23 protein-coding genes are annotated in these 26,818 nt (G+C 43.8%); 18 read left to right on the forward strand and 5 right to left on the reverse strand.

Annotated features, from left to right (window positions below; all coding sequences use genetic code 11):
* Positions 1-87 precede the first annotated feature (87 nt).
* The 10 genes from AAEY88_RS07465 to AAEY88_RS07510 all read left to right on the forward strand — a co-directional run bounded on the left by AAEY88_RS07465 (position 88) and on the right by AAEY88_RS07510 (position 10,594).
* Complete coding sequence (locus AAEY88_RS07465) at positions 88-1,335, forward strand: FAD-dependent oxidoreductase (RefSeq protein ID WP_350561003.1); 1,248 nt, start codon at positions 88-90, stop codon at positions 1,333-1,335.
* 58 nt (positions 1,336-1,393) lie between these two features.
* Entirely contained in the window at positions 1,394-1,732 is a 339-nt protein-coding gene (locus tag AAEY88_RS07470; protein ID WP_350561005.1) for a RidA family protein, read from the forward strand.
* Between the two features lie 470 nt (positions 1,733-2,202).
* Positions 2,203-4,122 (forward strand): bilirubin reductase, long form, encoded by a 1,920-nt coding sequence (gene bilR, locus AAEY88_RS07475; RefSeq protein ID WP_350561007.1) that lies wholly within the window; start codon positions 2,203-2,205, stop codon positions 4,120-4,122.
* Between the two features lie 64 nt (positions 4,123-4,186).
* Positions 4,187-4,321 carry a hypothetical protein gene (locus tag AAEY88_RS07480; RefSeq protein WP_350561009.1) on the forward strand — a complete coding sequence of 45 codons (135 nt, stop codon included), beginning with the start codon at positions 4,187-4,189 and terminating at the stop codon, positions 4,319-4,321.
* A 451-nt stretch (positions 4,322-4,772) separates the two neighbouring features.
* Positions 4,773-5,156 carry a rhodanese-like domain-containing protein gene (locus AAEY88_RS07485; RefSeq protein ID WP_350561011.1) on the forward strand — a complete coding sequence of 128 codons (384 nt, stop codon included), beginning with the start codon at positions 4,773-4,775 and terminating at the stop codon, positions 5,154-5,156.
* A 106-nt stretch (positions 5,157-5,262) separates the two neighbouring features.
* The gene (locus AAEY88_RS07490; protein ID WP_350561013.1) at positions 5,263-6,693 is read left to right on the forward strand and encodes an FAD/NAD(P)-binding oxidoreductase; all 1,431 of its coding nucleotides are present in this window, start codon (positions 5,263-5,265) and stop codon (positions 6,691-6,693) included.
* 90 nt (positions 6,694-6,783) lie between these two features.
* Positions 6,784-7,131 (forward strand): hypothetical protein, encoded by a 348-nt coding sequence (locus AAEY88_RS07495; RefSeq protein ID WP_350561015.1) that lies wholly within the window; start codon positions 6,784-6,786, stop codon positions 7,129-7,131.
* Positions 7,132-7,366: 235 nt separating this feature from the next.
* Positions 7,367-8,605, forward strand: coding sequence for an efflux RND transporter periplasmic adaptor subunit (locus tag AAEY88_RS07500; protein ID WP_350561017.1), 1,239 nt, complete (start codon positions 7,367-7,369; stop codon positions 8,603-8,605).
* Positions 8,602-9,825, forward strand: coding sequence for an FtsX-like permease family protein (locus tag AAEY88_RS07505; protein WP_350561019.1), 1,224 nt, complete (start codon positions 8,602-8,604; stop codon positions 9,823-9,825). The genes AAEY88_RS07500 and AAEY88_RS07505 overlap by 4 nt, the downstream gene beginning before the upstream one ends.
* Before the next feature lie 52 nt (positions 9,826-9,877).
* A complete protein-coding gene (locus tag AAEY88_RS07510) occupies positions 9,878-10,594 on the forward strand; it encodes an ABC transporter ATP-binding protein (RefSeq protein WP_350561021.1) in 717 nt (238 codons plus the stop codon).
* 96 nt (positions 10,595-10,690) lie between these two features.
* Here the strand turns inward: AAEY88_RS07510 and AAEY88_RS07515 are convergent, their stop codons facing one another.
* Positions 10,691-11,380 carry a peroxiredoxin gene (locus tag AAEY88_RS07515; protein WP_350561023.1) on the reverse strand — a complete coding sequence of 230 codons (690 nt, stop codon included), beginning with the start codon at positions 11,378-11,380 and terminating at the stop codon, positions 10,691-10,693.
* A 252-nt stretch (positions 11,381-11,632) separates the two neighbouring features.
* On the opposite strand from AAEY88_RS07515, the gene AAEY88_RS07520 reads away from it, so the two are divergent.
* Positions 11,633-12,103 (forward strand): hypothetical protein, encoded by a 471-nt coding sequence (locus AAEY88_RS07520; RefSeq protein ID WP_350561025.1) that lies wholly within the window; start codon positions 11,633-11,635, stop codon positions 12,101-12,103.
* A gap of 427 nt (positions 12,104-12,530) precedes the next feature.
* Positions 12,531-14,057, forward strand: coding sequence for an acetyl-CoA hydrolase/transferase family protein (locus AAEY88_RS07525; RefSeq protein WP_350561027.1), 1,527 nt, complete (start codon positions 12,531-12,533; stop codon positions 14,055-14,057).
* A gap of 222 nt (positions 14,058-14,279) precedes the next feature.
* On the opposite strand, the gene AAEY88_RS07530 is transcribed toward AAEY88_RS07525, so the two are convergent.
* Together AAEY88_RS07530 and AAEY88_RS07535 are read right to left on the reverse strand one after the other, a co-directional pair.
* Positions 14,280-15,098 (reverse strand): enoyl-CoA hydratase, encoded by an 819-nt coding sequence (locus tag AAEY88_RS07530; protein WP_350561029.1) that lies wholly within the window; start codon positions 15,096-15,098, stop codon positions 14,280-14,282.
* A 188-nt stretch (positions 15,099-15,286) separates the two neighbouring features.
* Positions 15,287-16,423 (reverse strand): glycerate kinase, encoded by a 1,137-nt coding sequence (locus AAEY88_RS07535; protein WP_350561031.1) that lies wholly within the window; start codon positions 16,421-16,423, stop codon positions 15,287-15,289.
* Positions 16,424-16,987: 564 nt separating this feature from the next.
* Here AAEY88_RS07535 and cobT point away from each other — a divergent pair.
* The 3 genes from cobT to AAEY88_RS07550 all read left to right on the forward strand — a co-directional run bounded on the left by cobT (position 16,988) and on the right by AAEY88_RS07550 (position 19,571).
* A complete protein-coding gene (cobT, locus tag AAEY88_RS07540) occupies positions 16,988-18,031 on the forward strand; it encodes a nicotinate-nucleotide--dimethylbenzimidazole phosphoribosyltransferase (RefSeq protein ID WP_350561033.1) in 1,044 nt (347 codons plus the stop codon).
* Positions 18,031-18,888: an adenosylcobinamide-GDP ribazoletransferase gene (gene cobS, locus AAEY88_RS07545; protein WP_350561035.1), complete on the forward strand. Its 858-nt coding sequence runs from the start codon at positions 18,031-18,033 to the stop codon at positions 18,886-18,888. Before cobT ends, cobS begins: the two co-directional genes overlap by 1 nt.
* A 98-nt stretch (positions 18,889-18,986) precedes the next feature.
* Positions 18,987-19,571, forward strand: coding sequence for a histidine phosphatase family protein (locus tag AAEY88_RS07550; protein ID WP_350561037.1), 585 nt, complete (start codon positions 18,987-18,989; stop codon positions 19,569-19,571).
* A gap of 108 nt (positions 19,572-19,679) precedes the next feature.
* Here AAEY88_RS07550 and AAEY88_RS07555 read toward each other — a convergent pair whose 3' ends face one another.
* Together AAEY88_RS07555 and AAEY88_RS07560 are read right to left on the reverse strand one after the other, a co-directional pair.
* Positions 19,680-20,225 carry a DUF2058 domain-containing protein gene (locus AAEY88_RS07555; RefSeq protein WP_350561039.1) on the reverse strand — a complete coding sequence of 182 codons (546 nt, stop codon included), beginning with the start codon at positions 20,223-20,225 and terminating at the stop codon, positions 19,680-19,682.
* 607 nt (positions 20,226-20,832) lie between these two features.
* Positions 20,833-21,753 carry a LysR family transcriptional regulator gene (locus tag AAEY88_RS07560; RefSeq protein WP_350561041.1) on the reverse strand — a complete coding sequence of 307 codons (921 nt, stop codon included), beginning with the start codon at positions 21,751-21,753 and terminating at the stop codon, positions 20,833-20,835.
* A gap of 391 nt (positions 21,754-22,144) precedes the next feature.
* On the opposite strand from AAEY88_RS07560, the gene speB reads away from it, so the two are divergent.
* The 3 genes from speB (at position 22,145) to dld (ending at position 26,818) form a co-directional block, all read left to right on the forward strand.
* A complete protein-coding gene (speB, locus tag AAEY88_RS07565; RefSeq protein ID WP_350561043.1) occupies positions 22,145-23,113 on the forward strand; it encodes an agmatinase in 969 nt (322 codons plus the stop codon).
* 150 nt (positions 23,114-23,263) lie between these two features.
* The gene (locus AAEY88_RS07570; protein WP_350561045.1) at positions 23,264-24,976 is read left to right on the forward strand and encodes a 5-guanidino-2-oxopentanoate decarboxylase; all 1,713 of its coding nucleotides are present in this window, start codon (positions 23,264-23,266) and stop codon (positions 24,974-24,976) included.
* 117 nt (positions 24,977-25,093) lie between these two features.
* Positions 25,094-26,818, forward strand: coding sequence for a D-lactate dehydrogenase (dld, locus tag AAEY88_RS07575; RefSeq protein WP_350561047.1), 1,725 nt, complete (start codon positions 25,094-25,096; stop codon positions 26,816-26,818).

Genomic DNA, 26,818 nt, shown 5'->3' on the forward strand with positions numbered 1-26,818 from the left:
ATAATGGCGTTACTATTAGGCCTTAATATTCAAGGTTTAGATCTGAATATTCAAAATTCTATATACTCATCATAAAAAGGATGCGCTATGCGCTATGAAGTTATTGTTATTGGTGCGGGTATGGTCGGCACATCGGTTGCTTGGCATCTACAAAAGAATAACTCTAAAGTTTTATTATTAGACAGAAAGCTGCCGGGACTCGAGACCTCGTATGGTAATGCAGGACTGATACAACGAGAAGCGATTCATACCCACCCCTTTCCTCGACAGCTGACAGAACTGGTCAGAGTCATGCCCAACCGAGGCACTGATATTCGCTATCGCCTACCAGCTATTCTACGTTATCATCAGGCGCTACTACAGTATTGGAAGTATTCTACGCCAGCCTCTGTCAAAAAAATCGAAGAAGAGTGGCAGACTCTGATTGCGCATTGTACCAGCGAGCATCAGACCATGATTACGGCGTCCGGCGCTGATGATTTAATTAAACGTGATGGCTGGCTGCAGTTACATCGTTCTGAAGAGACCTTCAAAACAGCTATTGCGGTCGCTATTAGTGATCGTGCGCAAGGCGTCGAGCATAAAGTGTTAACCGTTGAAGAATTAAAAGAGCTTGAACCTAATGCTAATTTTGATGGTTTTGTCGGTGCGATTCATTGGCTAAACTCATGGCAGGTTTCAAACCCAAGCGCCCTAGTAAAAGCTTATGCAAAAAACTTTCAAGAGATGCAAGGTGAAATAAAAGAAAGTAATGTAAAAGAAATTATTCCTGATGGCGAGGGTTGGAAGGTAATCACTGATAATGATACCTTTTATAGCGACCAGTTGGTAATCGCTGCGGGGCCATGGTCTAACGAATTAATTAAACCATTAGGATATAATTTACCTTTATTTCCGATGCGCGGCTATCATCAGCATTTTAAAATAACTGGTAAAAATACTATCAACCACAGTATGTTTGATATGGATAAAGGCTTTGTCATGGGGCCAATGCAGCAAGGTATTCGCATTACTACCGGTGCTGAGATGACCACCATGGATGCGCCAAAGAACTTCGGACAGTTAAAAACAGTACTGAAGCTCGCTAGAAAAATATTGCCATTAGATGAAGCCGTAGAATCTGAAGCCTGGGCAGGTTCAAGACCTTGTATGCCAGATATGAAGCCCGTCATTGGCCCTGCGCATAAGCATGAGAAATTATGGTTTGCCTTTGGTCATAGTCATCAAGGCTTTACCTTAGGGCCTATGACAGGACGCATCGTTGAAGAATTGATTCATAATAAGCCCGTTGTGGTCGATGTTGAGCCTTTCAATGCGCAGCGTTTTTCTAAATAAACAGCCATTCATTCGAAATTTTAATACATAAATGTTAATACAGTAAGGATAAACCATCATGCAAAAACTGCATAGCAATCAACGTATGAGCAAAATTGTCATTCATAACCAAACCGTTTATTTGTCAGGTCAAGTGGGTAATGCTGAAGACGATATTGCTGCTCAGACTCTAACCTGCCTAGAAAAAGTTGAGGGTTTGTTAAAAGAAGTGGGTAGTGATAAATCAAAGATGCTATCAGCGACCGTATGGGTAAAAAGCATGTCGGACTTCGCGGCGATGAATGCAGTATGGGATAAATGGTTTGAAGGTACGCAGCCGCCCGCTCGGGCTTGCGGTGAGTCGGCTCTCGCGCGTCCTGAGCTGTTAGTAGAAATCATGGTAATCGCTGCTGAGTAGTAGCTTGAGCGTAATGTTTGCATAAAAATAAAAAGGACACGGTATTTAATATCGTGTCCTTTTTTTAGGAAGGTAGAGGCGGATCTGAATTATCAGCATGCTATGCAGACCATGCTATCATTGAGGTAATAGAATGGATGGTTAACTTTAACTACTAGAAGAAAGATAGCGTCACAAAGGCTTCAGTGCAGTGGTGCAGTTTATCGGTTATAAAAAGTAGCAGATAGTTGTAAGAATATTTAAAATAGCCAAGTTTATAATATTGGCTATGAAACCAGAAATTGGCACTTAACTCTTATATTGGACAGTCTATATCTATTGAGCATAAATAGACTTTACTTTGAGTAATGCTTTAAGAAGAGTACTGCCAAAAGGGCGGTGCAATAAATTTTGACAAGGATGGGACAGATCCATTTCTAACTGAGTAGAAAAAAGAATGGTTATGAGAATGCCATTATGAGAACACGGTCATGAAAATACTAGAAACAATCACTGTTGGCGGCGTAATCTTCAAAAACCGCATTATGTTTCCACCGATGACCACGGGTTATGAAGCCCGCGACGGTAGTATCAGCTCGCAAAGCTGCGCATTTTATACTCGACTTGCACAAGGGGGCGTGGGCTATATCGTTCTAGGCGATGTCGCCCCTATCCGTAGCTTTGCTCCGACGCCTAAATTGTTTGATGACAGCCAAATCGATAGTTTCCGTCTGCTCGCTGACAGCGTCCATGCATACGGTGCCAAACTTGGCGTACAAATTTTTCACCCAGAGTATGACTGCGACGTCCTTAACGCCCTGTTTGCCGCTGGCGAAATGGGTAAGGTTCGCGCTCAACTGAATTACGATATGCCATTTTTCGTCAACGAAGTGTCAGAAAAGACCTTGATGGAGATTATTGAAAAGATGTGCGACTGTGCTGTGCGTGCGCAAAAAGCAGGTGTGGACGTCATTCAAGTCCACGGTGATAGATTAGTGGGCGCGCTGTGTAGTACGAAAATGAATAGCCGTACTGACAAGTTCGGCGGTTCTCTTGAAAATCGCACACGTTTTGCTTTATTGCTACTGCAGGCACTGAAAAAAGCAGTGCCAGATATGATTATTGATTATAAATTACCTATTGTTACTCCTACGCGTGGTAAAGGCGGTATTGATGAGATAGACGCGCCGGAGTTCGCAAAGTGGCTTCAGGATGCGGGCGTAGATATGCTGCACGTGGCACAGGCTAATCACACCGGCAACATGGCTGACACCATTCCGCCGATGGGGGTTCAGCCTTATTGTTTCTTTGCTGATATCGCAGGCACAATCAAACAGGTTGTCTCCATTCCTGTCAGTACTTCGGGGCGTATCATTGATCCCGATATGGCCGAAAACATGCTCCAGAGTGATAAGGCTGACATAATCGGGATTGGCCGTGCGCTTCTGGCTGACCCCGACTGGGCTAATAAGGCTGCCACAGGAAAAACCCGAGACATTCGCCGATGTATCTCATGCAATGAGGGCTGCGTCGATAATGTGTTAAATCGCTCGTTCATCGCTTGTGTGGTCAACGCGGAGAATGGCTTTGAAGAAACACGGTTTATTATGTCCGCTACTACCAAAAAAAAAGTGGTGGTCGTCGGAGGCGGTCTTGCAGGACTTGAAGCCGCCCGTGTGGCTGCAAAAAAAGGCCATAGCGTGACACTATTTGAAAAAGAAGCTCGCCTTGGTGGGCAACTGAACCTCGCTGAGGTGCCACCACGCAAAATAGAAATACGCCGTGCCGTCGAAGATCTTGCGCATGCGGTACGTTCCGAGGGCGTGACACTACGGCTAGGGCAAACAGCGACTACTCAAAATGTCCTTGAGCTGAAGCCTGATGCAGTGATTGTGGCGGTAGGTGCGACAAGCTTCACGCCTCCGATTCCGGGTATTAGTGGATCAAATGTATGTGATGCTTGGAAAGTGCTGGCAGGTAAGCAACAAGTATCTGGTCGTGTAACTGTAATCGGCGGCGGCGTGGTTGGCTGTGAAACTGCAGAATATCTCGCTCAGCAAGGCTGCAAAGTGTCGCTGGTAGAGATGAAAGACAAAATAGCTGATGACCTAAGCACTACTATTCTACCTACTATGCTTGAGAACTATAGAATTTACGGCGTGCAGCAGCACACTGGGCACAAGGTAATAAGCATCGACACGGATAGATTGAATTGTGAAGACAACAACAGTAATTCTATGCAAATACTGTGCGACTATGTGGTTATCGCCAGCGGCGCGTGTCCTGTCATATTCGACACGGCGGCGCTGATAGGTCAGGATATTGAGGTCGTCAAAGTGGGCGACTGCTGCCAAGCGGCAGATATTTCACATGCCACTAAAACCGCATATGACGCGGCTAACAGCCTTTAAGCTTGAATCTAAGCATACAATAAAAGTGTCTGAAGTATCTATCGAATAAGATAGTGAGCAAACCATGAGCTACACCATTCATTTCGAGTTCTATTCAGGCAGTCGTAACAACTGGCTGCGAGCTGCGATTTTAGGCGCAAATGAGAATCTGATTTCGACTGCTCGTTTATTAGTAGGGCTCTCAGAAACAACGCCCTAGCAGTCAAACGTTTCTATTAACAGGGCTGGTAGCGTTGACTGCTGACTCTCTATTAATCTCATTTTAAACCTCACAATCTGATTGATGACACCCTTTGGTATTTATTTTTAATTGATATAAATTTTTGAGATTCTTTATTTCCTCTAGTGCTTAGAATGCTTCTTATCACTCTCCCTCTTACGTGTAAATATTTAATACTATATAAGTATATATATTCTAATAAGTGAAATATTGTGGATATTATCTACAAAATAACATATTATATTTTAATATATAGTTTTTTATATTAGTAAACTTTATATCAGTGATTATTATATCAATGACTTTTATACCAAGCGTTTCTTTGATAGTTCGTTTCTTCTGGTATTAAAAATAGAACGCTCAAATATCTCAATCATAAAGCCGTCACTTAAATTGTGATGACCTACCTGCTCCATTCTAAGGAATTATTATGAAAACGTCGCATGACTTGGTAAGCGCTGCAAAAGCCCAAATTACTGAAGTATCGGTAGCTCAGGCAGAGGCTGCTTGCCATAAAGCCGATATCATTATTGATGTACGAGAGCCTGCTGAATATGCGGCAGGTCATATCAAAGGGGCAATATTAGTACCGCGCGGGTTGTTGGAATTCAAAATTGCTGACCTGCCAGCTGCCAATAGTGCCGATACTGACATCCTATTGTATTGTAAAACCAGTGGACGTGCGGCATTGGCTGCTCAGTCATTAGCAGCCCTTGGCTATACGCAGGTGGTCTCTATTGCCGGTGGTTATAATGCATGGACGGAAGCGGGCATGCCAACCGTCATGCCAAATGACAGTATTGATTTCGACTAGCGTCTTGTTTTAATTGTTAAAGAGAGTTTTTATTTTGATGGTAATTAGTGTCACAAGAGACAGATGCACGGAATCTGATATAACTATTAGCCTATAGGAAAATATCATGAAACGACCTTTAAGATATCCGCCCGATATATCAAACCAAGAGGTTACTGCCTCCCACATTAATACCTCTAATATTAAGCCTTCTCATAACACTAGCGCTGATAATGCTCTAATGCTCAATGACTCAAAACAATTAAACCGCCGTCAATTTATTGGTGCGGGTGTGGCGACTGGGGCAGTCATGGGCAGCATGGCACTGACCGGCTGTGCATCTTTACCCAAACACCAAGAAAAAGCCAATATTATTATTGTGGGTGCCGGCATTGCAGGGTTGGCGGTTGCCAATCGACTGAGCCGCCAACTGCCCAATGCTAAGCTGACTATTCTAGACAGTCGAAAGGCGCATTACTACCAACCCGGTTATACGCTTTTAGCGACAGGGGTTTGGGATAATATTGACAAAGTCACTGATAGCAATGCTAGCTTATTACCGGTGGGCATCAACTGGGTACAAGAAAATGCCCATGAATTTTTACCTGATAGTAATCAAGTGATAACCGACAGTGGTAAAAAGCTCAATTATGATTATCTAGTCATAGCAACTGGACTAAGATTGGGCTTTGAGCAGATTGAGGGTTTGAGTTTTGAAGATTTAGGCACTGACGGTATTGGTAGTGTCTATCCTAGCCCAGAAATCGCCCTAAAAACCTGGCACCAAATAGATGCATTGCGCCAAAAAGGCGGTCGTGCTGTGATGACGCTAGCCCATACCGATATGAAGTGTGCCGGTGCCCCATTAAAAATGACTTTTATGTTGCACGATAGACTCATACAAGCCGGCACTCGAAAAGATAGCGATATTCAGTTCTTTAGTCCGCATAAGACGGTGTTTAGTGTTCCTGCTGTCAATGAGAATATATTGTCACGTTGGTCTTCTTACGATCCACCGATTGGAGCGAATTTTGAGCAACGCTTAGCAGCACTCGATAAAAGTGCCAAAGTGGCTTATTTTACGAATGAGCAGGGCATCCAAAGCCGCCAAGATTATGATTTTATCCACGTCGTACCGCCCATGTTCGCGGTAGATAGTGTGCTAAATAGTCCACTGGCAAACGAAAAAGGCTGGTTAGATGTTGATAAATATACCTTACAGCATAAGCGTTATGACAATATTTTTGGTGCTGGCGATATCAATGGCACGCCAAAAGGTAAAACGGCGGCAACCATCAAAATTTCTGCCCCGATAGTGACGGCCAACCTTATTGACGTCATACAGGGTAAAGCGCCACGCCAAAAATTTAATGGCTATACTTCTTGTCCGCTGTTGATAGAAGAAGGTAAAGCGATGCTGGTTGAGTTCGATTATGAAAATAATTTAATACCGAGCGTTCCTTTAGTTGACCCTTTAAAAGAAAGCTATTTTGCCTGGTTCTTAGAAGAGATGATGCTAAAACCTGCCTATATGGCGGTTGCCAAAGGTCGAGTTTAGACCAGCATTAAACGTTAGTATTATTTAAACCTACGTTTCATGTTTTCTCAAACTAAAATTGCTTACAATAAGATGGGTAAAGGAGTGGCCATGTTACTTTTAAATCAAGCATTTATGATGTTATGGGAAGCAATACTAGAGAATGCCACGTTGGTCAGTGCATTATTTCTGGTATTAATTGCTGCATGGATTTACTGGGCCGTTGTAGGTAGATATAAAAAATTGGCGTATGGTCTTGCTGGTATGCTGGCAGGTGTGATTGCAGTTATTGGCTTTTTTACTTTACCACTATTTTTTAATGCCAGCTTAGGAGACCTCACCTATTGGGTAGATTGGGCGTTCCATATGGTTACGGTAGTAGCATTGTTGGCTTATGCCTATATAGTAATGTTACCACTGGTCACAAGTATGACTGGTTCGACCAAACGTAGGGCCTAATTTATCATCATCAGCTATCTTATGATAGTAATGTATGAGCAAGGACGTCAACGTTAATCAATCATATTGTTAATGATTGCTAAATCATCCTAGTCTATAACTTTTAATCTTAATGTTCAGCTGACAGCTTAAAATCCTAACTCTTGATCCTTGTCAGCTGGACGCAACTTCTCTTGATAACGCTTATAATAAAAACTACGATAAGAATCTGAAGCATCTGAACTGGAGAAATTCATTGCGTGCTGTCCGCTATAAAACTGTGGTTTATGTGGCTATTGGCATACTGCTGATGCTGGCAGCTGGTTTTGCTGTATTTCGTTGGTGGCAGGGACCGCTGTTACCGAGCTATACCGTGAGGTCAATGCCATTGGTACAAACGGTGGTTGCGACTGGGCGAGTGGTCACGGTGTCGCGCACTGAAGTGGGTAGTGAAGTCACCGGTGTGGTGCTTAAGCGCTTGATCCAAGAAGGGGATCAAGTGGCAAAAGGCGATCTGTTGTTGGTACTGAGGTCGGATGAGGTTGCTGCCCAAGTGCGGCAAGCGGAGGCTGCGCTGAGCGAACTTGCGACCAGCACACGTCCACAAGCAGCAGCGGATTTAGCCAATGCTAAAGTACAGTTAGCACAAGCTCGCGGTAACGTTGAGCGTAGACGCGAGTTGGCTTCGATTTCGGCAATTTCGGCTGAAGAGATGGCGCAAGCAGAGCAGGCTCAAAGTCAGGCGCTGAATAACCTTGAGTCCGCACGTTTAAAAGTGGTGGCGTTGGCTGTTGGTGGGGTTGAGGAGATTCTACTGCGCGAGCGTTTAACGGCGCTACAGGCTCAGCTCGCCAAAACTGAAGTACGCAGCGAAGTGACAGGGACAGTGTTAACCCGCAATGTGGAAACCGGCGATCTGGTACAGCCGGGTCGGACGCTGTTCACCATTGCGCTAGAGGGTAGTACGGAAATTCGAGTGCCGCTCGATGAGCGTAACTTATCACGGCTGGCGTTACAGCAAAACGCGGTCGCTATTGCTGATGCCTACCCAGATAGTCCTTTTCCTGCCCGTATCAATTTTATTGCACCCAGTATTGATCCACAGCGTGGTACGGTAGAAGTTAGGCTAACCGTTGATCCCGTGCCTAATTTTTTGCGTCAAGATATGACCGTGTCAGTGAATATTGAAACGGATCGACGCGCGCAGGCACTAGTACTCCCAAATGATGCTATAGGTAATGTGCAAGGAGATAAGGCGGTAGTGGTGTCGCTGCGTGATGGCAAAATACAACGCCAGAAGGTAACGCTTGGTTTACGGGGCTTGGCAATGTCTGAAGTAATTGCGGGCTTAAGCCTTGATGATCAGGTATTGGCCGATGCCGCATCCTCATTAGCGGATGGTACGCGGGTGCGTATTAAGTCACAACCGCTTCCATTTATGGAGAATGTCGACGCGATAGGTCTCAGTAATGAACTACCGGAGAAAACCAATTGACTGGCTTTTTCGGGCGACTATGGATTGAGTCAACCATTGCGCTGAGCTTTTTGCGCGAGGGGCGCATGCAATCGATCATGATTACTGTGGGCGTAGCAGTAGGCGTGGCAGTTATTATTTTTATTACCGCTTTAGTTCAGGGACTACAGTCTAACCTTATCGACAATACTTTAGGTACTCAGGCCCATATTCGTTTATTACCACCGGATGAAGTTAATCTAGTACTACCGCCTGTAGCGGGTACTGTACAGTTGCTACAGGAAGACAAACGGCCACAGCGGCTACGATCAATTAACAACTGGCAGCAGATTACCGCTACTTTGGATCAATTACCATTATTAACGGCCGTATCGCCAACGGTGTCAGGACCCGCCTTTGTAAGGCGTGGTGAGGCATTAGCGTCGGTGGCGTTAGTGGGTACGGACCTTGAACGTTATCAGAAGATCATACCGCTTGAGGAGTATTTGGTCAGCGGCCAACTGCGAGTAGGCGCTGACGATGTATTGATTGGCAGCCAGTTAGCTAAAGATCTTGGGGTACAAGTGGGTAATAAGCTGCGCCTAGAAACTGGGCAGCAGAATAGTGCAGTGGTGAATATTGCCGGTATATTTGAGCTGGGCGTGCGCGAGCTAGATGCACGCTATGTATATTTAGACTTAAAGCAGGCGCAATCGCTGCTTGGTCTCCCAGGCGGTGTCACGGTGATCGATCTAACCGTAGCAGATATCTTTGAGGCAGAAAACATCGCAGCGCAGGTAGGGCGCTTGACATCATTACAAGCAGAAAGCTGGATTGTGACTAATGTGCAATTGATGAATGCGCTTTCAGCACAGAGCTTGTCTACTAATATGATAATTGTGTTTGTGGCTATTTCGGTGGCCTTTGGTATTGCTAGTGTGCTGTCAGTCAGTGTGGTACAGCGAACCCGAGAAATTGGTATTTTGCGGGCAACTGGCGCGACAAGGCAGCAGATTTTACGTATTTTTTTGATTCAGGGCGCCGTATTTGGTCTGTTGGGTTCGGTTGTGGGTAGTGCTGCCAGTTACGCGCTAGTGTGGGTATTCAATACTTTTGGCCCGGGGTTATTTTATATTCCAATCTCTGTAAAGCTGGTTATAGTGGCCATGTTGCTGGCGACGCTCACAGGCGTACTGGCTGCTGCTATACCATCGCGACGGGCAGCAGCACTGGATCCGGTAGTGGCTATTCGCTATGTTTGATAGCATCCCTCACAATGAGTCTAACAATATTTCCAATAATGAGCTTAATAATATGTCTGATAAGTCTCATGAAGTTCTGCGTTTAGAGGCATTGCGCAAGTCTTATAATGTTGGCCAGCCCAATGAGATTGAAGTGCTACATGGTATTGATTTGTGCATTGGCAATAATGATTTTGCGGCACTGATTGGTCCCTCTGGCTCTGGCAAAAGTACCTTATTGAATATATTAGGCTTGCTAGATAAGCCCAGTAGCGGTGAGCTTTATCTACTAGGTCAGCCCACCAGCGCTATGGATGACGCCGGACGAACTGCGCTGCGCGGCAATAGTATCGGTTTTGTTTTTCAGTTTCACCATCTGATCCAAGCATTTACGGCGTTAGATAATGTGTTGATGCCATTGATGCTAGCACAGGGTAAACCAGATAAATTTGCACTACAGCAAGCTCGTGAACTGCTTGCCGCTGTTGGCCTGGAGAAATTTGCCAACAGTAAGCCGAATGAGCTTTCGGGCGGTCAGCAACAGCGAGTGGCCATTGCCAGAGCCCTCATAACTAAGCCTGCGTTACTATTAGCCGACGAACCTACCGGCAATCTTGATACCGTTACGGCTGCTGAAGTATTTGAGTTATTTCGTAAAGTTAATAGCGAGCGTGATTGTGCGGTACTGTTGGTAACTCACGATCCACGGTTGTCAGCATCCTGTGATCGCACTATCAACCTAGTTGATGGTCGTATTGAAAGTGATTCGCTAAATAAGCTAAATAAATAACCCCACCACTTATAAAGTAGCAGGGCTATTTTTATTTGTTTACTTTACTGGCGTATTTCATCTCGACATCAATTATCGACAGAGCAGTAAAGTCTATTACAGGGTTTTTTTACTGAAATACCAATCAGTATACTCATAGCCTTCGTCAGCACGGCTTTCCGCTTCTTTAGCGGTACGTGGTGGTGGCACAATAACTGGTTCACCTACTTTCCAGTTCTCTGGGGTAGCGACTTTGTTTTCATCGCTAGTTTGTAGGGCATCAAGTAGACGTAAGAATTCATCCACAGAACGACCGTTACTTATTGGATAATAGACCATCGCCCGTAAAACACCTTCTGGGTCAATGATAAATGTTGCTCGTACTGCTGAGGTATCACTGGCACCAGGCTGAATCATGCCATAAGCTTTGGCAACCTGCATCGATAAATCAGCAATGATAGGAAAGGTGATTTCTACACCAAAGTTTTCTTTGATGTTACGCATCCAAGCAATGTGGGAATGCACACTATCAATGGATAATCCCAGTAATTCACAGTTCTTTGCCCGGAAATCTTCGGCCTTATTGGCGAATGCTATGAATTCAGTGGTACATACCGGGGTAAAATCTGCAGGGTGAGAAAACAATACCAACCATTTGCCATCGTAATCACTTAACGACTTCATGCCATCGGTGGTTAGCGCGTTAAAGTCTGGTGCTGGCTGGTTGAGTTGAGGAAACTGAATGGCGTCGGTTGTTGACTCATCTTGGCATGACTGGTTGTCGTGTGCGCGTTGACGGTTTCTCATTTGTTAATCCTTAGTATGGGGTTAAATAATTGCAACAGGTTCAATATAACATGTTATTATATTAAAAAACATAATATAATTAATTACGATGTTAAGTTTTTCAAAACATATTTTTTAAATTGCCATTTTTTGTTTATAAAAAACCTTTATTGCTACCTTTCAAAATAGGGCAACCAAAGTAAGCCTGTAACGGCTGTTCGCCAAGTAGGTCAACTTAAGAGCCGATAACCTTGCAACAAACGGAGAGAAACTATGAAACGAATTCTTATCACTGCGCTTACCGCAGTTGCCACATTCCTTGCCGTAAGTTCAACTTCTGCTTCTGCTGAAGAGACGCGTCATATCAACGTATCAACGCCACCTTTACTAGTGATTGTTACCTCGGATAATGCTCAAGTACAACTGATGTCGATGGTGCTCACCATGCAGTCGGCGCAGCAAGGTGCTGCAACTCGTGTATTACTCTGCGGTGCGGCTGGCGATATGGCTTTACGCGATGCGCCAAAAAGTGTGACTGCCGGCCAACCGCCTATGAATATGAGTGCTCAAGGTTTGATGAAGACAGTTATGGAAAAGACAAAAACCAAAGTCGAAGTCTGTGCGATTTATTTGCCTGGCAAAGGTCTTGATCAAACAGCCCTGATTGACGGTGTTACTGCAGCAGATCCAGCAGAAGTTGCTAAAGTAATGCTTGATCGGGAAACCAAGATAGCCAGTTTTTAATAAAAGCCTTATCAGTGACAACGTTTGAATGACTACTTGAGCAAAAATTTTTATGGGCGAAGGCTGTCGAACAATGTTGATTGTGGCTTCCATTTGGTCAATCGCTGACCTAATACGCAGCGATTTTAAGCAATCGCAATAAGGGCGGGTGATATTACCGTTTACCTTGCTGCGTCGCTTAAAGTGTATACTTGCCAATGATAAGGCCACGGTGGTTGCAGAGGATGCTTTTATCAAAGACATGAGTTTGCTAGAAGAAGGCATGGTCAAGCAGTTATATTAATATCAATATTTATGCCAAACTACTGGTATTTTGCAATAAAGTTGGGCAAGATGCTGCAACGAAATCGTGTTAATGGGTTCGTTTCGATTTTTCCTCATGGCAATGAGGATTAATTTTAATATGGAAGTTACTAGGAAAAATTATATGAATTCAATTAACCATGAAGAGCGAGTCCGTCACGAAGGTTTGCGTGAAAAAATCATGTCTGCCGAACAAGCAGCCGAATTTATTCACAACGATATGAATGTCGGCATGAGTGGTTTTACGGGTGCAGGTTACCCAAAAGCCATACCCGCAGCTTTAGCTAAACGCATGGAAGCTGCGCATGCTCGTGGTGAAGCCTTTCAAATTGGCTTGTTTACCGGCGCTTCTACTGCTGCCGAATGCGATGGTGTACTGGCGAAGGCCAAGGGCATCAAAATGCGTTCACCTTATCAATCTGATCCTGATTTTCGTAAACAAGTAAATGCTGGCGAAGCCCATTACTTTGACATGCATCTGTCACATGTTGCCCAACAAAGCACCTTTGGGTTTTATGGCGATATGCATGTCGCTGTGGTTGAAGTGGCTGGTATTTTGCCAGACGGACGCTTGATTCCTTCTACCTCAATTGGTACCAGTAATGCCTGGTTGCATAATGCTGATAAAATTATTCTTGAAGTCAACAGCCGTCAAAGCTTACTGTTAGAGGGCATGCACGATATCTATGACGACATTGGTGTACCGCCTAATCGCACACCAATTCCACTCATTACCCCAGGTGGGCGTATTGGCAGTCCATATATGACCTGTGATTTAAGCAAAGTAGTGGGCATCGTTTTAACCGATTCACCAGATCGTAACAGTAAGTTTGCTGATCCGGATGAAAAATCAAACAAAATTGCCGACTTAATTATTGATTTTTTCGGTCACGAAGTCAAAAAAGGGCGTATGCCTGCTAACTTATTGCCGATACAATCTGGTGTGGGTAACGTTGCCAACGCCGTATTAGCCGGCTTGCAAAATAGCCCGTTTGAAAACTTGACTGGTTTCACTGAAGTCATGCAAGATGGCATGTTAGATTTGATCATGTCCGGCAAAATGACCATGGCTTCGGCTACTGCTATGTCATTAAGCCCAGAGGCATTGGACCGTTTTAATGCCAATATTGAAACCTTACGCAAGCGCATTATTTTGCGCCCGCAAGAAATCAGTAACCATCCTGAAGTGTCACGTCGCTTAGGGGTATTGGCCATCAATGCGATGATCGAATGCGATATCTATGGTAACGTAAACTCTACCCACGTGATGGGCACCAACATGATGAACGGTTTGGGCGGTTCAGGCGACTTTGCGCGTAACGCCTTTACCTCATTCTTTGTGACCCCATCAGTGGCAAAAGAGGGTGCTATCTCGTGTATCATGCCGATGGTGTCACACGTTGACCACACCGAGCATGATGTGATGGTGATTGTGTCTGAGCAAGGTTTGGCTGATCTGCGCGGTCTTGCTCCACGTCAACGTGCCAAAGTGATCATCGAAAAATGTGCGCATCCAGACTATCGTCCGATGTTGCAAGATTACTATGATCGCTCTGTAAAAACAGCTGGCATGCATACACCGCATATGCTTGACGAAGCGTTATCATGGCATCAACGTTACGTTGAAACCGGCGATATGCGCATAGCATAAGCTCCTATAGCCGCTTTAGCGGGCGAAGCCAATAAAGTAAAATGAAGCGCCTCTTATCGGAATAACAGATAAGAGGCGTTTTTATTAAATTCTCAGAGAGAGTTGTGATAAAACGTAACCCACCGTTTTTGATCCCAATCAATCGTTAATTGGTGGGTTATGCTTCGCCAAGCACACCCTACAAGACTGTTCATAATATTAGCTGTTTAAATCAACTAACCATCAACGTCCTGTCCATACGGCATGTCGCTTCTCAATAAAGGCATCAATGCCTTCTGCCACATCGTCTGCCATCATATTACCTACCATTACCTCACTGGCATAATCATAAGCCTCAGCTAAACTCATATCCAATTGTTTATAGAACATGTTTTTGCCTGTAGCGACGGCGATAGGAGATTTAGCAGTAATAGCATCGATTAAAGATTGTAGGGTAGCGTCTAATTGATCAGCGGCAGCCACACGATTAATCAATCCTTGCTGTAAAGCGGTATGGGCATCAATAAATTCACCAGTAATAAGCATCTCGAACGCTTGTTTGGAAGACAAATTGCGACTGACAGCGACGGCAGGCGTTGAACAAAATAGCCCCACATTTATGCCGGAAGTCGCAAACTTTGCAGTATCAGAGGCTACCGCCAAGTCACAGGTAGCCACCAGTTGACAGCCTGCTGCTGTAGCGATGCCTTGTACTTTGGCAATTACAATTTGTGGCATATTATTGATGGTCAGCATCAGTTGACTGCATTGCTCAAATAATGCTTGGTGGAATGCCTTATCTGCATTTGCGCGCATTTCTTTGAGGTTATGACCGGCACAAAAGGCTTTGCCATTTGCCGCAATCACCACCACTCGGATGTTGCTATCCTGTGCAATGCTAGCCAACTCTGTTTGCAGTGCAGATAACATGTCAACGGATAACGCATTAAATTGTTTAGGGCGGTTTAAAGTGAGAGTAACAACACCGTTACTGTCTTCTCTTACAATCAAAGGGTCTGTTGTGTCTAGAGCAGCGCTCGTAATAGGGTTAGAGTGTGTCATTTATCATCCTTGATAGTTGATGTTTGGCTTGAATGAATTTGTTGTATAGTAATTTGAATAGCATTCTAAAGATCACTATGAATAGTAACATGCCTTATAAATCATATAATAGATTTAGCCTTCTATTAATATTGGAATATTTAAGGCTTTTTAATATGTAGGTTTTAAACTATCACTAATCCACATCACTACTTTATATTCTGTCCTAGACGAATAGCGGCAGCGATATTTGCGGCAGTGGTTTCTATATTGTCATAGGCACCCTTCAATACATTGTCGATAGAGTCTACTTTTTGGATAGTTGGCATCACCACATCAAACTGGGTGGTTTGGGCAGGTTTAAGCCCATCCACACTACCACAGATAGCAATAACAGGCGTATGGCTGAGCTGAGCACGTTGACTGATACCGCCAGTAACTTTGCCCATTGAGGATTGCGCGTCAAGCTTACCTTCCCCAGTTATCACTAGATCAGCATTGGCAATATGTTGGGATAGACCAACCGCCTCGGCAACCGTATCAAAGCCTGACTGTAACTGCGCCCCGCAAAAGGTCATTAATGTATAGCCAAGACCGCCTGCTGCGCCTGCACCAGCAATATCTTGATAATCCTCATTACCGTGTTGATGGCAAACAGTTGCAAAGTGACTTAGAGACTTGTCTAGATGCTCAACTTGTTCAGGGCTTGCGCCTTTTTGTGGGCCAAAAATAGCGCTGGCTCCTAACGGACCACATAACGGATTGGTCACATCGCAGGCCACTTCAAAGACAGTATTTAAAATATTCGGATTGAATGCTGTATTGTCTATCCGTTGCAAGCAGGCAAGTTGGCCCCCACCTTGCGTTAAAGGTTCTCCCTGCTGGTCATACAAGGCCATTCCTAAAGCGGTTAACATACCAACACCGGCGTCGTTAGTAGCACTACCGCCAAGACCAATAATAATGCGTCTTGCTCCTTCATGTAAGGCATCTTTGATAAGCTCGCCAACCCCGAAGCTGCTAGTAATCACAGGGTTTCTTTCTTCCAATTTTAATAGATGTAGACCGCAGGCCTCGGCGATTTCAATCACCGCAGTAGCATCGGGTAACAGCAAATATTTTGCAGTAATGAGCCTCATCAGCGGATCGTACACGGTGACTTCTTTCCAGCGCCCGTTAAGTACATAAGACAAGACGGCGGACGTGCCTTCACCGCCATCTGCCATCGGTAATAAAGTATAGTCCGCATTCGGAAAAACCTCACTAAACCCAGACTTGATGGCATGGCACACATCGATGGCCTCTAAGCTTTCTTTAAACGAGTCTGGGGCGATTAAAATATTCATTAAGCTCTCTTAGTATATTTAACAAGTATCTAATTAAAAATATCTACTATCAAAGTATTTCAGCTGCATTCATTGATTATGATTTAACTAACGTCATAATCAATGAACTATTAAATAAACACTAACGTTAATAACCGTATAAATATAATACTGGTAACGCCTTGAATATCGGTGGCAACCGAATGGGCTTTATAAGCTTGTGGTACGCTCATATGACTAAATTGGCTAGACAATCTAGGAGAAGCTATCATTGGCATGAGAAATAATCATTACACCGGTACCAATTGCCATCACACAAAACACTCGGCCAAGTTTACTATGCCGTGGTAAAAATAATAAACAGGATGGTCAGCAATAGTCAAAATATTATCATTAGAATCTCTATAAGTTTAATATCTTATAATAATTACTAATTTTTAGGGAATAGTCTTTGTTTAATGACGTTCTATTCTGTCGGATTTTTTATCCGACAACCTTTAAACAACCATTTGATAAATGGCAAAGACTCATAATCTGATAATATATAGTCTTTATTTTATATATATAACCTCCAGGACGTATCCATTGAACACATTCACTGCACCCACCATAACCAACATAGAAAATAGTGACTTACGTTTGCAGCTACAACAGATTATGGATCTGAAAACCAAACCACTGGGTGCACTTGGGCGCTTAGAAACCCTCGCACTGCAAATTGGACTGATTCAAGGGACGACTACCCCTTATATTGAGCAACCACAAATTCGGGTATTTGCCGCCGATCATGGGCTGGCTAAGCACGGCACATCGGCATTTCCTAGTGCGGTCACCGCGCAGATGGTGCTTAATTTTTTGCATGGTGGCGCTGCTATTAATGTGTTGGCACGTCAGCATGGTATCGAGCTTAAAGTGGTTGATGCTGGTGTTGCTACTGATTTTGACAGTCATCCGAAACTGCTCGATTATAAAGTTCGTCACGGTAGCCGTGACGCTCTAACAGAACCAGCCATGACTGATGATGAATGTTTATCTGCTCTCGAAAACGGTATGAACGTTGCCCAACAGCTTACTGGAAACTTGCTCATTGTTGGCGAAATGGGCATTGGTAATACTTCAGCGGCAAGCCTGTTGCTGGCTAGATTAGGAAACTTGCCGATTGCGGATTGTATTGGTCGCGGTACTGGTTTGGATGATGAAGGATTGCAGCATAAAACTCATATTCTAACTCAAGTCTTACAACGTCATAGCAAGGCAAGTACGCCATTAGCTGCACTGGCAGCATTGGGTGGGCTAGAGATTGCCACTATGGTAGGTGCAATGATTAAGGCCGCTAGCCAACGACGTATTCTGTTGATCGATGGCTTTATCGCTAGTATTGCCTTGCTGGTCGCTGAACATCTGGCACCAGGAGTACGTCAATACGCTATATTCGCCCATCACTCAGCTGAGCCTGGCCATGCTTATTTATTGCAATTGCTGCATGCAACACCGTTATTAGACATGCATATGCGCTTGGGCGAAGGTAGCGGGGCAGCATTAGCGTATCCACTATTACAATCGGCTTGTGCCATTATCAATGAGATGGCTAGCTTCAGCGACGCGGGTATCAGTGAGCAAAACAACTAATGTCACAGCCATCAAAGCCATCTACTGCTTATTACTTATGGTGGCAACGCTTGTTACAATGGCTACAACACGAAATCCGCCTATTATTGGTAGCGACACAGTTTTTAACCCGTTTGCCAGTACCTCAATTTACTGACTATCATCCGCAGTGGCTACACCAAAGTAGTAGGCACTTTCCGGCAGTGGGTTTGCTGGTCGGACTTCTTTGTGCTGGCGTGTTTTGGCTCGCTAGTAGTTTGTTTAATCCTTTGGTTGGCGCTGTGATTAGCACGATTTTTGGTATCAAGCTTACTGGGGCTTTTCATGAGGACGGCCTCGCTGATACTTGTGATGGCTTGGGTGGTGGGCTGACCCGCGCGCGCACTTTAGAAATTATGAAAGATTCGCGACTGGGAACCTATGGGACTTTAGGTCTCGTATCCGCACTACTACTTAAAATTACATTACTGGCATCACTGCCGTTATCGGTTGCTATGGTCGCTTTGATAATTGGACATAGTGCGTCACGTTTGTTGTGTATTAGTCTTATCGCCCTGCTGCCTTATGGTGGTGAAGTAGAACATGCGAAGGCCAAACCCATGGCGCAGCAGTTGACCCCATTACAAGGATTGATTAGCAGTGGTTGGCTGCTATTGGGCGGGATTATAGTGATGATCTTGCTTCCTGATGCCATGCGACAGATTAGTGTCGGTCAGTGGATTCTGGCATTGGTATTGGCCTTAGTTGCTACTGATTACATGCGGCGTTTATTACGCCGGCGCTTAGATGGCTACACCGGTGATGGCCTTGGTGCCACTCAGCAGCTTAGTGAGGTCGCTATTTATGCTGGACTTGCGGCATCACTGCCTTTTATCTAAGATATCTTCTATCCAAAAACCTTTTATCTAAATACCTATTTATCCAAAAATCCTTTATCTAAAATTGCTTTCATTCAAGATTAGGATAATTAACATTTATGACTTTATATATTTGGCGTCACCCTAAGCCGCTTGCCGCTACTGGCATCTGCCTTGGTCATACTGACATGGGAGTCGACAAGCGTAAGCTAAAACGACTGGCCAATCAAATTCAGCGTTTCGCCCGCCGGCATCAATTACTTAAAGTAATTTGGGTCAGCCCTTTAAAACGCTCACTAAAGGTCGGTCAAATACTGGCACAACATGGCTTTCAATGTCACATTTCCTCTGAGCTTGCTGAGATTGATTTTGGCGTCTGGGATGGTTGCCCTTGGGAGACCATTGCCAAACAAGAAATTGATAAGTGGTGTGATGATTTTGCCCATTTTGCCCCCGATAATGGCGAAAGTTTGCAACAGTTGTTTGTCCGTGTGGAAGGCTGGTTAAACGAGCGTATTGCTGAGCAAGGTGGTATTTCTATAAACATGCCAATATTGGTAGTGGGTCATGCCGGCTGGATCAATGCCGCCAAGATGATTGATGCGGGGCAAGATGTGCCGCGAGTTGCAGCTGATTGGCGGCGCTCGGTAGCTTATGGTGAACGTAGTACGCTGAGATTTCAGGACTTTGATTGGATTAGATAGGGTCTTAAAACGGCTAAATTTTGCTAAGTAGCATCAGAGTTCTCGTCAACATATTTACTGCAAGTTATTCCTTCGATCACTAAATCTGCACTGCCTAATCAGCAATGACTACCACATTAAATCATCTGGAATCACATAGGCCGCATAAGGATCGTCCGTTGCTAGCTCAACATCTGGTTTATCGTTAGAAACCACCATAAAACCTTCCAATTTCGCATTGATACGATCTGCTAAGGGACGAGGGAGCAGGGCATAGTTCAGCGCATGGTTTTCTTCCAATCGCGCAATAATCACATGACCGGCCACTATTTGATCATATAATTTTTGGGTAATATGAACTTTTTTAACTTTAGAATGATCAACAAACTGATAGCTGACATCACCCTGGGTATCAGGAATTTGATGCTGCTTAATCATTTGAATAATATTGGCTTTTAGCATTTTCTGTTCTAAAATTTGTTGTTTTTCTTGATTAAGCTTTTGATCCTTTTCTATTTTTTTTGCATGCGCTTCTGCTACAGATTTTTTAACTTCAACATCTGATGGATCGCCAATACGCTTGGCATGCTGAGACTGTTTGCTTAATTGTTTGGCTTTTTTACTATCAACTAATCCAGCTTTTAAAAGTTGCGCCTGTAGGGCATTTTTGGCCATAATCTAATCACCTAAATAATAAAATCTAAATCATAAAACCTAAAAAATACATGGTAGCAAATTTTGCTAGGACGTGTCATCAATTAAGCCAAACGACACAAGAGACCAGACGAATATAGTCAGTTCAAAATAAAAGAGAGTCGTTCCTATCAGCGTGCTACGGGTACAAATTTTTCTTGCTTGCTGTTCGCATGCGTGACAGAGGCTGTAAAAAATTCATACTCGTAGCACGGTATCGTTTTTAAATTGGATCGACTATAGTACCTCGATCATGCCATGCTTCCTTGTCATGGTATCTGATTTCATGTTTCTAAACATAGAATAAGTATAGCTTATTCTAAAACACTCTGACCAATTGAGGGCACATCCTAGTTACCCATACTAAAGCTCACAACGTGACTGACAGAAAGAAAAGTGCGTATTCTAAGTCAATGTCTATTCATTTTAAGTGACACCATGTCATTTATTTTTTAATGAAGTGGTAATATTTTGATATTGAGTAACTTGATAGATTGCCACAGTTAGTAGAGATATTTGCTAAGCATAATATTACGAGATATTATTAATTTTATTATGACATTAGAGTTTAATTGCTGTAATTAGCTCGTTAATCCTGATGCGTCTGTTCGGATAACAGCGCAAACATTTGATCTAAAAAACCTTTCGCCTGCTTGTGCAGGTTTTCTCGATAAGCCCAATGGTGCTTCACCTCATAACTGGCTTCTTCAGGTAATAAAATCTTAATAAGCCCCATTTCTTGATAACGCTTTGCCAAGTCATGTGGTAGGTAGCCAACATGATGCCCAGCAAGAATGAGCTGTGCAGTAGCATCCATATGATAGGTGGTGGCACTTAGAATTCTAGGACGAATATGATTGATCTTATGATCCACCACATAACCTCTTTTAACCCAAGAGTAATGTTGCTCTAAGGCCTCAAAAGTCAATGCATCTGTTTGATGGAATAGCTCGTGTTCCCGTCCACAGCAGACCACTTGCTTTTCAGTAAACGCCGGTTTAAAAGTCAGTGAAGGCGGAAAGCTGCCAAAATAACCAACCCCAATGTCACTTTCATTGCTAAGTAGGTTCTCTAACATACTTTCTGGACTCTGCACGTCAATAGAAAAGTGTATGAGAGGGTTTTTACTATAGCTTACAGACAGACATTGGCGTAGAGCCTCATAAAAAAACGTTGGCAGCTGATCTGCCAAACACAAACGAATATGACCACCACGCACCGAATCTAATTGACGAATGTAATGCAGCTGATGTTCGAAGTTAGCGACCGCTTCTTGAAAGCTCAAACAGGCCTCATAAACGGCAATGCCATCTTCTGTCAGTTTAAAACCACCACGCCCACGATGACATAGGGTCATCTCTAACCGATCCTCTAAGTGTGCAAGATGGCCACTGATAACGGAGAGCGTGATATTTAAGCGAGATTGGGCGGCAGTCACACCTTGACATTCCACGATAGCCATAAAGGTACGTAGGGTTTTAACGTCTATTTTTATTAATTCATCGAACATCAATTTTCACACTATATAAAAGAATAAATTTATTAAGAAAGAGAAACTATTAGGTTTAATCCGTGCTTTCCATCCGTAATTTTAATGTTTCTAATGCTCTTATAATATAAGCAATAATTAAGAGCGGGTTGATAAAAAATGTTTAATTTCCAAATCGAGAAATTATGCTATTTTTTAAAGTATTAAACCCTTTATCTAAAAATATCTTGGCTTTTTAAGCGTTAATAAACTTCTGATTATAACCAATAACTATTACTCACTACGAAATATTAGAAGTTTACTTCTGAATTTTAACATGGTTTGAGTGGTTATATTTAGGTATTGTGAACGTATGTAAAAGGATTGTTTATTTCAATAAACGGTACGAAAAATATAATCAAGGATGTAATCTATGAAATTTAATCAACCTCTAAGCGGCAATGAAATGCCAAGATTTGGTGGTTTTGCTACGATGATGCGCCTGCCTACTCAGTCTGACGCACAAGGTCTTGATGCTGCCTTTGTCGGCGTCCCTTTAGATATTGGCGCGTCAAATCGCAGTGGGGCAAGACTGGGTCCTAGACAGATTCGTGATGAATCAAGAATGATCCGCCCCTATAATGTCGCTACTCGCGCTGCCCCTTTTGAATCATTACAAGTTGCTGATATTGGCGACGTACCTATTAATACCTTTAATTTGCTCAAAAGTATCGATATTATTGAAAATTTTTATACCGATAAAATTGTCAGTCACGGTGCCATTCCGATGACTTTAGGCGGCGATCATACGATTGCGTTACCGATATTACGGGCCCTAGCAAAGAAACATGGCCCGGTAGGCATGGTGCACATAGATGCTCATGCTGATATTAATGATGATATGTTCGGTGAAAAAATTGCTCATGGCACACCATTTCGCCGTGCTGTTGAAGAAAATTTAATTGATGGTAATCGGGTAGTACAGATTGGTTTACGTGGTACCGGTTATAGCGCTGAAGAATTCGATTGGTCGACTCAACAAGGGTTTCGCGTTGTGCCTGCTGAGGAATGCTGGTACAAATCTCTCGCACCTTTGATGGCAGAAGTAAGAGAAAAACTAGGGGATGGTCCGGTATATTTAAGCTTTGATATTGATGGCATTGATCCTGCATTTGCCCCTGGCACTGGAACGGCTGAAATTGGTGGTTTGACATCCACTCAAGCAATAGAAATCATTCGCGGTATGCGTGGACTTGATGTGGTTGGCTGTGACTTGGTAGAAGTGTCACCACCTTATGATCCATTTGGTAATACTTCTGTACTAGCGGCAAACTTATTGTTTGAAATGCTATGTATCTTGCCGGGTGTGCGCTATGACGAAAAGGTCAAGGCTATTTATTAAGAACCGTCTGGTTAGTAACTGTTCGTCATTACAATGACCAGAATAAGACAGAACGAACCTTTAAAACCCTTTTAAAGGTTCGTTTAGGCTTAGTATTTGATAACTAATAATTAATTAAACATTCAGTGAATTTTTTAGGATGACTGACTCATGACGCAATCGATACAGACGCCAATAGCGGCCACGCCGCCAACTATTCCATCGCTGACTTGTGGAGAGCTATTAGTAGAGTGGCTGGAATATTATGGGGTAGAGACCGTATTTGGTATTCCCGGTGTACATACCGTAGAGCTGTATCGTGGCCTACCGAATACCAATATCCGCCACGTTACGCCGCGTCATGAGCAAGGCGCTGGATTTATGGCTGATGGCTATTACCGTGCCTCTGGTAAAGTTGGGGTTTGCTTTATTATTACTGGCCCTGGCATGACCAATATCATGACAGCGATGGCGCAAGCAGCGGCGGACTCGATACCGATGTTAGTGATTTCTAGTGTGAATAAAATTAATAATACGGGTAGCGGTGAAGGGCACTTGCATGAATTGCATGATCAGCAAGGGATGGTAAGTAAGGTTGCTCTGTTTAGTAAAACTATTTGGCAACCTGAAGCCTTGCCAAAAGTTATCGCTGAAGCCTTTGCCTTATTTAATGGTGCGCGTCCAGGTCCGGTCCATATTCAGTTGCCTATTGATGTAATTACCGCGGATGCCAGTCATGTTGCTAAGCCGCCTACGCAAAGCCAAACTCATTCAAATAGCTTAATGCTACCTCAAGTCATGAGACCGCTTCCGAATCCGGCACAACTGGATTTAATTATTGATTGCCTCAAGACTGCAAAAAATCCGGTCTTACTCTACGGTGGGGGCTGTGTTGCTGTGGACAGTGATGCGCAGAAGCTCGCAGAGCTTATCGATGCCCCAACATTTTTGACCATTAATGGTAAAGGTCTGTTGCCCCCGGGTCACCCGTTAAGTTTGGGTAGCAGTCAGTCGTTGGAAGCAGGGCGCGCACTTATCGCTGAGGCAGATGTGGTTTTAGCAATTGGTACTGAGCTTGGCGAAACCGATTACGATGTGGTGTTTGATGGTGGCTTTTGCATCAATGGCACACTTATTCGCATTGACTGCGATGCCCAGCAGCTACAACGTCCGTTTAGAGCTGATATTGCTGTATTATCCGATGCCCAAATGGCGATTACTGGATTGTGCGAGCGCTTAGAAAATAAAGGTTTAGATCATAAAGCCAAAGAGCAGGTAGCTCAGGTAAAACAGGCACTGATAGAGTCTATGCCGGCAAGCTTTGCCGGTCAAAATGCGCTCCTTAAGCTGATTCGAGATACGGTAAAAGACGTCATTATTGTCGGTGATTCAACGCAACCTGTTTATAGCGGCAATCATGGATTTGAAGCTTTAAGTACCCGCAAGTGGTTTAATTCATCGACCGGGTTTGGCACCTTGGGTTATGGCTTACCCGCTGCTATTGGTGCGATGCTAGCAACCGATGCTCCAGTGATTAGTTTAATCGGCGACGGTGGTATTCAGTTTACGATAGCTGAGCTCATCTGCGCTGCAGAGCTTGAGCTGCCATTGATTGTATTAGTGTGGAATAACCAAGGTTATGGCGAGATTCGTCGCTATATGGAAGAGCGCGGATTGCCGTTAATTGGAGTCAATATTAAAACCCCGAACTTTGAGCCACTGGCAGCAGGCTTTGGAGCCGGCTATCGCAGAATTACTGGGAAACAACAGTTAACAGAGGCGCTGCAACAAGACATTAAAGGGCAGCAGCCGATTATTTACGAAGTGGATGAAGCCGATGACTTCATTGCTGAGATGGGTAAATCCTTTACTTATTTTAGCTAAATGCGCTGAAGTTTAGTCGATCAAGGAAGAGCGTCTATAGTGTCACATTCTAAAAACTCGTCTCGTTTATTAGCTGAACTTTTAGCTGACCTTATAAACCTAGTTGGGCACAAAAATGTGCTAACAAAACTGAGTCAACAACAAGCTTACGTTCACGGAATAATTAATGATGACGCCGCGCCTCAAGTGCTGGCAGTGATTGTTCCGCAGTCGTTAGTAGCGCTCTGGCGAGTTATTAATATTTGTGCAGCGGCTGATGCCATCATTATTGCCCAAGCTGCTAATACAGGACTCACTGGAGGATCAACGCCTTTTGGCGATTATGATCGGCCAGTGGTAGTGATATCCATGCAGTTATTAGGGGGTATTCATCTCCTCAACGACGCTACAGAGGCGATTGCCTTACCTGCTGCCACCCTACAACAATTAGATTCTATCCTAACCCCTATGGGCCGTGAGCCGCATTCGGTATTGGGCTCTAGTTGTGTTGGCGCGTCAGTGATTGGTGGCATTTGTAATAGCTCAGGCGGTATGTTGGTTCAGCGCGGTCCTGCTTATACCGAGATGGCCTTGTACGCAAGACGCAGCTCATCAGGGACGTTTGAGCTTATCAATCATTTAGGGCTAGCGCTCGGTGATACGCCAGAAGAGATTCTTAATAATTTACAGTCAGGCCAATTTGGTGAGGTCGTTCAAGTTGATGATGAAATTGACAGTCAGATTGATGTTCAAGTTAAAAGCCAGATTGATAAAAGCCTAGACAGCGCTACAGCTGATAGAGCAAGTGCAAATTATCATTATCAGAATAAGGTCCGCGATTGCGAGTCCGCTACACCTGCAAGATATAACAATGATCCTAGTGGTCTGTTCGAAGCGTCCGGCTCAGCAGGGAAATTAATTGTATTTGCGGTCAGAGTGGCAACCTTTGCCAAGACCACTCAAGAGCAAACCTTTTATATCTCTACTGACCAGGCCGAAGCTTTAACCACGCTAAGACAAAAGTGGCTTAAGAGTGACTTGAGCCTGCCGGTTTTAGCAGAGTATATGCATAAAGATTATAACGACATCACCCTACATTATGGCCGAGATACCTGCCTCAGTATGAGTCGATTGACGGCTAGCAAGATAGGGGCCTTGTATCGTTTGCAAGCTAAGGTTGGTTATTATTTAGAAAAGTGGCATCTACCACAGACTTTGTCAGATCGTCTGCTACAGCTGGCATCTACCTTTATGCCAGCGTCTTTACCGAAGCCGCTCGCCAGACAGTCTCGTGCTTATAATTATCATTTAATCATCAAAGTGGCGGACGATAACATTTGCACGGCCCAAGAATTTCTGCAGTCTCATATGCAGCACTATGACGGGACATTACATGCGTGTACTCCGAAAGAAGGAGCAGCGTTATTGGTATTTCGCAGCGCTGCTACTGCTGCTATGTTTCGCTATCACAATCTAAATCATAAAGATTTTGGCGAGCTAATCTCGACAGACATTGCTTTGCCTAGAAATGCCATAGATTGGGACGAGATATTACCAACCGACTTACAACAACAAGTAAAAAACTGCTTTTATCTGGGACACTTTTTTTGTCATGTTATGCACCAAGATTATTTGCTACATCCAGATGTTGATGCAAAAACGTTCAAGGAAGAACTACTGAATTTTTATGACCAGCGCCATATTGAATACCCTGCTGAACATAATGTGGGTCATGTTTATAGCGCTAAGTCAGCATTAAATTCGTTTTATAAAAAATTAGATCCGACCAATTCACTGAATCCAGGAATTGGTCAGACAGCTAAATGGAAGAATTGGCGCTCAACGCCTTTCATGGAGGAATAA

Origin of the sequence: Psychrobacter sp. CAL346-MNA-CIBAN-0220 (assembly GCF_040309805.1) — a bacterium.
Lineage (GTDB): Bacteria > Pseudomonadota > Gammaproteobacteria > Pseudomonadales > Moraxellaceae > Psychrobacter.

Bases quoted from the DNA above. Each gene is read 5' to 3' on its own strand.
- bilR (WP_350561007.1), top strand. From the start codon at position 2,203: ATGAAAATACTAGAAACAATCACTGTTGGCGGCGTAATCTTCAAAAAC.
- AAEY88_RS07485 (WP_350561011.1), top strand. From the start codon at position 4,773: ATGAAAACGTCGCATGACTTGGTAAGCGCTGCAAAAGCCCAAATTACT.
- AAEY88_RS07480 (WP_350561009.1), top strand. From the start codon at position 4,187: ATGAGCTACACCATTCATTTCGAGTTCTATTCAGGCAGTCGTAACAAC.
- AAEY88_RS07570 (WP_350561045.1), top strand. From the start codon at position 23,264: ATGACGCAATCGATACAGACGCCAATAGCGGCCACGCCGCCAACTATT.
- AAEY88_RS07510 (WP_350561021.1), top strand. From the start codon at position 9,878: ATGTCTGATAAGTCTCATGAAGTTCTGCGTTTAGAGGCATTGCGCAAG.
- AAEY88_RS07520 (WP_350561025.1), top strand. From the start codon at position 11,633: ATGAAACGAATTCTTATCACTGCGCTTACCGCAGTTGCCACATTCCTT.
- AAEY88_RS07530 (WP_350561029.1), bottom strand. From the start codon at position 15,098: ATGACACACTCTAACCCTATTACGAGCGCTGCTCTAGACACAACAGAC.
- AAEY88_RS07525 (WP_350561027.1), top strand. From the start codon at position 12,531: ATGAATTCAATTAACCATGAAGAGCGAGTCCGTCACGAAGGTTTGCGT.
- AAEY88_RS07555 (WP_350561039.1), bottom strand. From the start codon at position 20,225: ATGGCCAAAAATGCCCTACAGGCGCAACTTTTAAAAGCTGGATTAGTT.
- AAEY88_RS07490 (WP_350561013.1), top strand. From the start codon at position 5,263: ATGAAACGACCTTTAAGATATCCGCCCGATATATCAAACCAAGAGGTT.
- AAEY88_RS07470 (WP_350561005.1), top strand. From the start codon at position 1,394: ATGCAAAAACTGCATAGCAATCAACGTATGAGCAAAATTGTCATTCAT.
- AAEY88_RS07495 (WP_350561015.1), top strand. From the start codon at position 6,784: ATGTTACTTTTAAATCAAGCATTTATGATGTTATGGGAAGCAATACTA.
- AAEY88_RS07515 (WP_350561023.1), bottom strand. From the start codon at position 11,380: ATGAGAAACCGTCAACGCGCACACGACAACCAGTCATGCCAAGATGAG.
- speB (WP_350561043.1), top strand. From the start codon at position 22,145: ATGAAATTTAATCAACCTCTAAGCGGCAATGAAATGCCAAGATTTGGT.
- AAEY88_RS07465 (WP_350561003.1), top strand. From the start codon at position 88: ATGCGCTATGAAGTTATTGTTATTGGTGCGGGTATGGTCGGCACATCG.
- AAEY88_RS07550 (WP_350561037.1), top strand. From the start codon at position 18,987: ATGACTTTATATATTTGGCGTCACCCTAAGCCGCTTGCCGCTACTGGC.
- AAEY88_RS07560 (WP_350561041.1), bottom strand. From the start codon at position 21,753: ATGTTCGATGAATTAATAAAAATAGACGTTAAAACCCTACGTACCTTT.
- AAEY88_RS07535 (WP_350561031.1), bottom strand. From the start codon at position 16,423: ATGAATATTTTAATCGCCCCAGACTCGTTTAAAGAAAGCTTAGAGGCC.
- cobS (WP_350561035.1), top strand. From the start codon at position 18,031: ATGTCACAGCCATCAAAGCCATCTACTGCTTATTACTTATGGTGGCAA.